At 60.9% G+C, this 5,703-nt stretch carries 6 protein-coding genes; 4 read left to right on the forward strand and 2 right to left on the reverse strand.

What is annotated here, in order from left to right; all coding sequences use genetic code 11:
• Positions 1-266 precede the first annotated feature (266 nt).
• The gene (locus VQ042_RS24445) at positions 267-704 is read right to left on the reverse strand and encodes a ferritin-like domain-containing protein (protein ID WP_331822875.1); all 438 of its coding nucleotides are present in this window, start codon (positions 702-704) and stop codon (positions 267-269) included.
• Positions 705-1,292: 588 nt separating this feature from the next.
• Here VQ042_RS24445 and VQ042_RS24450 point away from each other — a divergent pair.
• The 4 genes from VQ042_RS24450 to VQ042_RS24465 all read left to right on the forward strand — a co-directional run bounded on the left by VQ042_RS24450 (position 1,293) and on the right by VQ042_RS24465 (position 4,846).
• A complete protein-coding gene (locus VQ042_RS24450) occupies positions 1,293-1,538 on the forward strand; it encodes a hypothetical protein (RefSeq protein ID WP_331822876.1) in 246 nt (81 codons plus the stop codon).
• Positions 1,539-1,601: 63 nt separating this feature from the next.
• Positions 1,602-1,844, forward strand: a complete 243-nt coding sequence (locus VQ042_RS24455) for a hypothetical protein (RefSeq protein WP_331822877.1) — start codon at positions 1,602-1,604, stop codon at positions 1,842-1,844.
• A 198-nt stretch (positions 1,845-2,042) separates the two neighbouring features.
• Positions 2,043-2,891, forward strand: coding sequence for an SDR family oxidoreductase (locus VQ042_RS24460; RefSeq protein ID WP_331822878.1), 849 nt, complete (start codon positions 2,043-2,045; stop codon positions 2,889-2,891).
• 977 nt (positions 2,892-3,868) lie between these two features.
• Complete coding sequence (locus VQ042_RS24465) at positions 3,869-4,846, forward strand: YihY/virulence factor BrkB family protein (protein ID WP_442880227.1); 978 nt, start codon at positions 3,869-3,871, stop codon at positions 4,844-4,846.
• 243 nt (positions 4,847-5,089) lie between these two features.
• On the opposite strand, the gene VQ042_RS24470 is transcribed toward VQ042_RS24465, so the two are convergent.
• Positions 5,090-5,245 (reverse strand): hypothetical protein, encoded by a 156-nt coding sequence (locus VQ042_RS24470; RefSeq protein ID WP_331822880.1) that lies wholly within the window; start codon positions 5,243-5,245, stop codon positions 5,090-5,092.
• Positions 5,246-5,703: the final 458 nt, after the last annotated feature.

Raw genomic sequence — 5,703 nt, forward strand, 5'->3', positions numbered from 1 at the left:
CTTGAGCGATGATCCGTTCGTTAGCCTGCCAGCCGTGGCACGCTGATCAATCCGGCTTGGCCGGAACCGCTCGGCCATCGCCGTCAGCTACACCACATGGTGGGACACTATCAGTACTCGCCCCGATAATCCGCTGAGGGAGCCGGGAAAAGCTGGTGCCGGTAGAGCCACCGAATCCCTTCGTTTGGCTCCCCACAACAGCTGCTAGTCCGGTAATCAGGAGCCGCCAAACGCTAAGATCGGTTCGGCGGCTCCGTGATCAATCCTTAGGCAAACTGCTTTTTCAGGGTATCGGCGATCCGCTCGCCTTTGCTGATCTCAACGTGCGCACGCTGGACAACACCTCGCGTTTCGGCCGTGAGATCCTGACTGTCTAAGGCTTCGCGGAATTTTTTCTCGATGTAGTCCTCGCCTTCCTCTACCCGCTCTACAGCCGCTTCGTTGCTGTCCTCAAAGGCATCGGCCAAGCTGGTGAAGGCACGGTGGGCAGCGCCCATGGTACTGCCACTTTCCCGGGCCTTGCCACCCAGGCGGACGATTTCGGCATTCAATATGCGAACGGTATCACGGCGCTTTCCTGCCTGTTCCCGGAGTGTCTGTTTCAGACCACTGTTCTCTGCTTTCTCCGAGGCGGTTTCGTAGCCGAGGGCGCTGTCGACGGCGGTATCGGTAAGGGTCTCGAGGATCGAAAGCTGGGTAGCCATGCGTCTTCTCCTTGCTTGTTTCTCTCGGCAAACAGCCGACGACCGAAAAGGATGCACAGGCAACCTACGCAAACGCCCTATGACGGCGTGAACCCTGCGCCATCGTCTGATCATGTGCAGCCGTCGCGCTCGGACAGCGCGCAGGTCATCGACGGGTTGCTCCGCGCCGTTTGCTATGGTGTCGTGGTCGACACATGGAATGCCGTGAAAAGGGAGCGGGCGCGATGCCATCTCCAGCCTCGAAAGCCATCGACACGCTCGGCAAGCTGGCCGACAACGAGATGGGGCTTGTCTGGTACTGTGACGACTGCAGCCGGAAGCTCGGTCTCGATNTCCAGCCTCGAAAGCCATCGACACGCTCGGCAAGCTGGCCGACAACGAGATGGGGCTTGTCTGGTACTGTGACGACTGCAGCCGGAAGCTCGGTCTCGATCTCGACGGCGCTATCCACCTGTGGGGCCGCCATCAGGTCTTCGTAGGATGGAAGCCGCCGATCGTGTGCGTCGACTGTCGCGGTCGGAATGTCAGCATGCGGGTCCAGGCGCAGGTGCCGGGACGACGGGGCACGAGCACAGGGTTCGAGAATCCATGATTCGCAGTCTGCTTGCCCGCATCTTCCGGCGCTCTGCCGGGACCCGGCATGAAGCCACGGCCCTCATCGAAGTGCATGGTCCGCAGGGGGCATGGGCCATCGCCAGCGACAAGCATCGGCTGGCGCAGGTTGTCGATGCTGAGGACGATGCGCGCCAGTGGAACACCATCATGCGCGAGATCGAGCGGCAGAGCGGCTATCAGACCCCGCCAGACACCGCGACGCGCATATCTGAGCGTTGACCAGAATCGGTGTCCGGGCCTTATGGGCAAAAATAGTCAGCCTCCGGACGTCGGGAAAAGCGAATGGTAGATACTGCCAGCGACCTGGCCGAAAAGATCGCGGCCGCCGAATGCGAGCGAGCCGTGTGGAAAGCTGGCCGTAGAGCCTTCCGCGCAGACGGAGCTGTGGCTTTCAATCCGCACTCGCCGCGCTCTTCCGAACATGCGCTCTGGGCCGATGGGTTCGATGCCGAGCGGAAGGCGAAAAGGCTGCCTGCGTGGATCGAAAACGGGTCCGCAATCGACCAATATATGTTCCCATCCTGAGGGCAACGTTCATTCACCGGCTTGTCACTATCAAACATTGACAGCGACACACCGCGGGTCAGGCAAAAGTGATGTGGCCAACGTGCCAACGGCATCGCTGTAGCAAGAGGCGCAACCCGATGACTTCGATCCGAACAGGAACAGTACAAGGCCTCTCCGCGTCTTACCAGGCGTCGGAAACGAACCAGAGGCCAGCCCATGCCCCCTTCCATTCCCGCCCAGCATCAGGACACGACCCCGGGCCGCGAGACGGAGATGACCCCGGCGCCGGACTATAAGCCGCGCTACCCCGGCTCGGGACGGCTCGCGGGCAAGGTTGCCCTCATCACCGGCGGCGACAGTGGCATCGGCCGCGCTACGGCCGTGCTCTTCGCCCGCGAGAAGGCCAAGCTTGCGATCCTTTATCTCGATGAGGACAGGGACGCCAAGGAGACCAAAGCCGCAATCGAGGCGGAGGGCTCCGAGTGCCTGTTAATCCGCGGCGACGTCCGCGACAAGGCGCTCTGCGCGGATGCCGTCGCCAAGACGGTCGAGGCCTTCGGCCGACTGGACGTTCTGGTCAACAATGCCGCCCACCAGATGGAGGAGAACGACCTCCAGAACCTTTCCGAAGCCGAGCTCGCCAAACATTTTGAGACCAACGTGTACGGCTATGTCTACATGATGCAGGCAGCGCTGGATCATCTGCCCGAAGGGGCTGCCATCGTGAATGTGACCTCGGTGAACAGCTACAAGGGCAACGATTCCCTGATCGCTTATTCCTCGACCAAAGGTGCGATCACCGCCCTTACCCGTTCAATGGCCAGTAACCTTCTCGGCCGCAAGATCCGGGTTAATGGTGTCGCGCCCGGCCCCGTCTGGACACCGTTCATTCCCATGTCGATGCCAGCCGAAAAGGTCGAGGGGTTCGGCAAGCAGGCGCCGATGGAGCGGGCCGGACAGCCCAACGAGATCGCGCCGGCGCTCCTGTTCCTCGCCTGCGAGGATTCCTCGTACATGACGGGGCAGATCCTGCATCCGAATGGCGGCTCCATCGTCGGAGCCTGAAGTCATACTGCCGAGAATTGGGCAAGGCGACCTCACCTGCGCCTTGCCAGAATCATAAAGCCCGCCATGTCCGTCTACAGTGGTCGAGACGTCCGGGCGGACCCCTACGACTGAGCGGGGCAAGCCCACCGCTGCCGATAGGTGGTCGCCCGGCTGGTCGCGTAAGCCTAGAAAGCCGAAAGTCGCACAGTCATTTTGTAAGAGCGGTAACACCTGCTTTTACGAGGATGTTATAGGGCGATGATCGTGCCGGGATTGTCGCTTTCAACGTCGCGATTACCTCCCGCGATCCCGGGTCAATCGAAACCCCAGTCGAACGCCGCCTGAAATAGCGAAGCGCGCCAGATCGTCGATGCGGTCCTCACTGGTGATGCCGTTCTCCGCCGCGATACGTTTTGCAGTTTGCCCGACGATAATAGAGATCCGGTCGCAGGAGCCCGCGCGACTGCTTCCAAGGCCTGCTGCGGTGTTTGATCAATCGCAAATCCTCCGCATTTCCTCCTGCTCCGGAGAAACCCTAAGGCCTGTTGTTGTAGTATTTTGAACTTGACCCCGCCGGAGAAGCCGTTCGCAAACCGCAGGCGAAAACTCAAAGCCTCTGGGCTTTCTTTCGCGCAGTGAGATGTGAAGCATGCGGGTTTATGGTCCGTTCCCCCGCGTCGTCACGTGGAAGCCCTGCTGATCTTTGCGCAGACGTGCGTGTCTACTGCTCAACCCCAGTCACTCGCCCGCAGCTCTCCGCGAGAGCGCTAGCGAAGAAACCTCGTTTCAGAGGGCGCGGGAACGCCACGGGTTTCCGGTCGTTCAGCTCAAGCTGAGCCTGAATGTCCTCGCCGTCGCCCGCCACCATGCATCGAGTGTTATCCATGAGCCAATCCTCCCGCGGCCGCGACGCAGTGAAGCCTACCGAAATACCGGCGCGAGGCTGGAAGGAGATTCTCTGGCGAGTTTACGGGGAAATCAGTGAGGATCGGGTCATGCTGATCGCCGCCGGCGTCACCTACTACCTGCTACTGGCAATGGTGCCGGGCCTTTCTGCCCTGATTTCCATCTACGGCTTGTTCTTCGATCCCGCGACGATACAAGATCACACCCAGATGCTGAGCGGGATCGTACCGGGTGGCGGCATGGAAATCCTCGAAGAGCAGATGGAGCGGCTTGCTTCAGGCGGCCGCACGACACTCGGGATCACCTTCGCTATTTCCTTGGCAATTGCGCTCTGGAGTGCCAATGCGGGCATGAAGTCGCTCTTCGAGGCGATGAACGTGGCTTACGAAGAATATGAGACCCGTGGCTTCGTCAAGCTCACGATGACGTCGCTCGCCTTCACGCTGTCGGGCATTGTCGGAATTATCTGCATGATCGCCGTGGTGGTCGTCGTTCCTTCTGTTCTCAACTTGATCGGTCTCGGTAGCGTAACCGAATGGCTGATCCGCATCGGTTCCTATGCCGGCCTCTTCGTGCTCGCGTCGCTGGCCATCGCAGCCTTGTTTCGCTGGGGGCCAGATCGGGCGAATGCCAAATGGAAGTGGATCACTCCCGGAACGATCTTATCCGTTATGGTCATCTTGGCGGTGTCGGGCCTGTTCTCCTGGTACGTTGCGAATTTCGGCTCGTACAACGAGACCTACGGCTCACTCGGCGCACTGATCGGCTTCCTGACGTGGATCTGGCTGGCCGTCACCATTCTCATCGTCGGAGGCGAACTCAATAGCGAGATGGAGCGCCAGACGGCCAAGGACACAACGACACCACCGGATAGCGCAATGGGAACCCGCGGCGCGACGGTGGCCGACACCGTAGCCGGTGGAGCTGATGCCACCGACGAGGCCGGCTCGCGGGGCACAGCGGCCCGGCCGGAAGCCAAGACCAAGCTGTCGGCCGGCAACCTCGCCCTAGCTGTACCCGCCGCCCTGTTGCTCACCTTTCTAGAACGGCGCTCCAAGCGGCGCTAGTATCAGCTGTTCCTGGCCATGGACTCGGTCTGGCTGGAGGAGAGCTGACATCGCAGGTGCCGCCGGTCCTCCGACCCGCAATCTGACCCGGCAGTTAAGATCACCCAGCAGCACTACCGGGCCGCCCGGATCCTGTGACATGCAGGAGGTATGGCGCCAGACCTAGTGCCAGCATCAGCCGGAGCCGATCGATAATCCGTAGCTCCGACATTCGACGTCGATCTATTTCTTCCGCTGGCCGCCTCAATCCCGGCTAGTCTCCTGCGAGCGACCGTCTTCACGCTTCTGCGCTTCGGCGTCCTCGTAGCCCCTGGCTTTGCCCGCAGCATCCTTTGTCTTGTGCTTCGCATTGATCTTGGCGTCCCAGCCGCCTGGGGATTCTGCTTTCTTGTCGCTCATAGGTCTGTCTCCCGAGATGGTGACGAGGCAGTCGCTTCCGCCTCGATGTACGGGAACTGGTTTGGGGACGACGGTGTTCCCATTCCTTGCGGGCGGATCGCGCTGGGACGGTACCAACCGACCGACGAGGGGCAGTACGAGGCTGGCGATGCCGCAGGAAACCAGCAATCCAGCCTTCCTGTCAGAGTGACCAGCATCACGACGAAGCGTAACGCCGGTGGATCACGCGGTGTGTGGAATCTTGCACCTCCGGGCCAGAATCGCGATGAAGCGGCCCTCTGTCTCGTAGCAAGATTGCGATGAGCCCCGGCACCAGATCGCAGAGCACCTCGTCGCGAGGACCCGTGTAGCGCGTCAACCATGATGTCCGGTCAGCGACAGCCAAGTTGGCTGGTGCTGCTGCGGCTGGGGTGGTGGTTGTCGTCAGTTTTGGCTGTCGCTCCCTGGTTCGGTTTGGT

The organism is Aurantimonas sp. A2-1-M11, assembly GCF_036549475.1.
Lineage (GTDB): Bacteria > Pseudomonadota > Alphaproteobacteria > Rhizobiales > Rhizobiaceae > Aurantimonas.

What these genes read in the sequence shown, in the direction of transcription:
- VQ042_RS24450 (WP_331822876.1), top strand. Translation starts at nt 1,293, where the DNA reads ATGATTCGCAGTCTGCTTGCCCGCATCTTCCGGCGCTCTGCCGGGACC.
- VQ042_RS24455 (WP_331822877.1), top strand. Translation starts at nt 1,602, where the DNA reads ATGGTAGATACTGCCAGCGACCTGGCCGAAAAGATCGCGGCCGCCGAA.
- VQ042_RS24465 (WP_442880227.1), top strand. Translation starts at nt 3,869, where the DNA reads ATGCTGATCGCCGCCGGCGTCACCTACTACCTGCTACTGGCAATGGTG.
- VQ042_RS24460 (WP_331822878.1), top strand. Translation starts at nt 2,043, where the DNA reads ATGCCCCCTTCCATTCCCGCCCAGCATCAGGACACGACCCCGGGCCGC.
- VQ042_RS24470 (WP_331822880.1), bottom strand. Translation starts at nt 5,245, where the DNA reads ATGAGCGACAAGAAAGCAGAATCCCCAGGCGGCTGGGACGCCAAGATC.
- VQ042_RS24445 (WP_331822875.1), bottom strand. Translation starts at nt 704, where the DNA reads ATGGCTACCCAGCTTTCGATCCTCGAGACCCTTACCGATACCGCCGTC.